Source organism: Rhodococcus sp. P14 (genome assembly GCF_000256505.1).
GTDB classification, from domain to species: domain Bacteria; phylum Actinomycetota; class Actinomycetes; order Mycobacteriales; family Mycobacteriaceae; genus Rhodococcus; species Rhodococcus ruber.
The window spans coordinates 1-2,432 of the sequence record NZ_AJFC01000410.1; the positions used below are offsets into that span (position 1 = coordinate 1).

Annotated in this window: 3 protein-coding genes; 2 read left to right on the forward strand and 1 reads right to left on the reverse strand. The window is 69.0% G+C overall.

The window, feature by feature from the left end; translation table 11 throughout:
- Positions 1–32 precede the first annotated feature (32 nt).
- Positions 33–977 carry an AraC family transcriptional regulator gene (locus OEY_RS0127710; protein WP_010596967.1) on the reverse strand — a complete coding sequence of 315 codons (945 nt, stop codon included), beginning with the start codon at positions 975–977 and terminating at the stop codon, positions 33–35.
- 237 nt (positions 978–1,214) lie between these two features.
- Here OEY_RS0127710 and OEY_RS0127715 point away from each other — a divergent pair, with 237 nt between their 5' ends.
- Entirely contained in the window at positions 1,215–1,787 is a 573-nt protein-coding gene (locus tag OEY_RS0127715; RefSeq protein WP_026137888.1) for a flavin reductase family protein, read from the forward strand.
- A gap of 31 nt (positions 1,788–1,818) precedes the next feature.
- On the forward strand, positions 1,819–2,432 hold a 614-nt coding region (locus OEY_RS0127720; RefSeq protein WP_010596969.1), incomplete at its 3' end, for a 4-hydroxyphenylacetate 3-hydroxylase N-terminal domain-containing protein.

The window sequence follows — 2,432 nt, forward strand, 5'->3', positions numbered from 1 at the left end:
AAAAGGCACACCGGCGGCGGAGCCGCCTGGGATCAGGCGGTCACGCCGCGCAGCGTCTCGGACGGGCTCACGCCGTACTTGCGCCGGTACGCGGCCGCGAACCGTCCGGTGTGCATGATGCCCCAGCGGAGCGCGACATCGGAAACAGTTGCGGTGCAATCGCTCACGGACAGATCTGCATGGACACGCTCGAGCCGGACGTCGGCGAGGTATTCCATCGGGGTCATGCCGACGCACTCGCGGAACCCCTGCTGAATGCGACGGACACTGACGCCGACGAGTTCGGCCATGTCTGCGGCGGTCCACTGACGCGCCGGATCCTGCTGGATCGCGTCCATCACCCTCTTGACGGTCCGCGGACGTGCTCCGGCCGGGCAGTCGCCGTCGTCCGGTGCGGCGGCGAGCACGAGGGCTGTCGTGACGGCGCGGCACAGCTGCTCGGCCACCTGGTCGCTGCGGAGCAGGACGTTGTCCCGCAGCGACTCGTCCGCGATCGCACGCACGAGACGCAACCAGTCGGCCCCCGCGCCGGACCGCAGATCCAACTGCGCGGGCAGCCGCCTGCCGGGGCGGGGGAGCAGGCGGTCCATCTCGCGCTGCACGTAGTCGCGGTCGACCTTGAACCCGATGATCTCGCACGAACTGCTCCACCGGGTGATGACGGTCGGGGTGTCGGGCGGGCAGACCGTCGCCAGCCCGGGAGCCGACACGACCTCGTCGCGGCCGACGGCGGTGACGAGGTGCCCGGTCAGGGGAATGTTGATGCCGTACGCGCCGGGGTGCTCGGAACGGATCGACACGTCCACCCCGAAGCCGATCCGCGCCAGCCGCGAGGCGCCGAGCTGGGTCGATTCCAGCGACGTGCGGGCTGCGGGCCCACGGCCGAGAAGCGTCAGCTGGTGCGGGAAGTACGCCTGGGACACCACGTCGTGCACTTCGTTCCAGTCCGTGAAGCCGCGGCTCTCCGGTGCTCGCATTCGCCCTTCCAACCCTCCCAACTGGTGCTGTGCCGGTGTGTGGGCAACTCCCCACGCTAGCACCGTACTGTGACGACGGTCACGTGCCGCCCGGTCGATCCGGCGTGGTCCGAGCCCGCTTCGCAATGCGGATCGCCCCTTCGCAACGCGGATCGACGGAGTGTGATCCGGGTCATACGTTGGTTCTCGTTCCGGATCGACCCGCAATCGCACATCGTGCAGGAAGGCGGTCTCCCCATGGACCAGCGAGCACTTCGCAACATCTTCGGCCAGTTCGCCAGTGGGGTCACGGTGGTCACGTGCGCCGGCGCCGAGGGCACCCCGCACGGGGCCACGGTCACCGCCTTCACGGCCGTCTCGCTGGAGCCGAGGCTGTGCCAGGTGACGCTGACGCGGACGTCGAAGGCGTGCGGCTACCTCACCGACGCGCCGTTCGCCGTGAACATCCTCGCGGCCGACCAACTCTCCACCGCACTGCATTTCGCCGGCAGGCCGCAGGCCGTCGCACCGGACTGGGACGACACCGGGATCGCACCCGCCTTCCCCGGTAACGCCGCCACCCTGATCTGCCGGCCGTGGGCCGAGTACGACGGCGGCGACCACGTCATCTTCGTCGGCGAGATCGTCGACGCCTCCGTCGACGCCGAGAAGGACCCGCTCCTGTTCTTCCGCAGCACCTTCCACGACCTCGGGGACCGATCCGGCTCGACCGCATGGAACGGGTGCCTCGACGATCCGCACAGCGGATGGTTCGACGCCACAGCCACATTCACCCCACTGCCCGCGCAGCTCGCCCGCGCTGCCTCCTGATCCCACGCCCGCCTCTCTCGAAGGGAAGAGCATGACCACCACCGAAGCAGCCCCCGCCACCGGCACCGTCGACCGGTCGAAGGTCAACGTCGCCGCGGACCACCCGGCCAATCAGCAGCAGAACTTCGCCGCCCGGCCCATGACCGGCGACGAGTACATTGCGTCGATCGACGACGGCCGCGAGATCTACCTGCACGGCGAGCGCGTGAAGGACTTCACCAACCACCCCGCGTTCCGCAACTCCATTCGCATGACCGCCCGGCTGTACGACGCGCTGCACACCGGCGAGCACATCGGCACCCTCACCACCCCCACCGACACCGGCAACGGCGGGGTGACGATGCCGTTCTTCCGCACCCCGAAGTCCGCGGACGACCTGCGAGCCGACCGCGACGCCATCGCCACCTGGGCGCGGATGACGTACGGCTGGATGGGCCGGTCCCCCGACTACAAGGCCTCCTTCCTCGGCACGCTCGGCGCCAACGACGAGTTCTACTCGCCGTTCCAGGACAACGCCAAGCGCTGGTACCGCGAATCGCAGGAGAAGGTCCTGTACTGGAACCACGCCATCATCAATCCGCCGGTGGACCGGTCGCTGCCCCCGGACGAGGTGGGCGACGTGTTCATGAAGGTCGAGAAGGAGAC

Coding starts and splice junctions, on each gene's coding strand:
- OEY_RS0127710 (WP_010596967.1), bottom strand. CDS start 977: ATGCGAGCACCGGAGAGCCGCGGCTTCACGGACTGGAACGAAGTGCAC.
- OEY_RS0127715 (WP_026137888.1), top strand. CDS start 1,215: ATGGACCAGCGAGCACTTCGCAACATCTTCGGCCAGTTCGCCAGTGGG.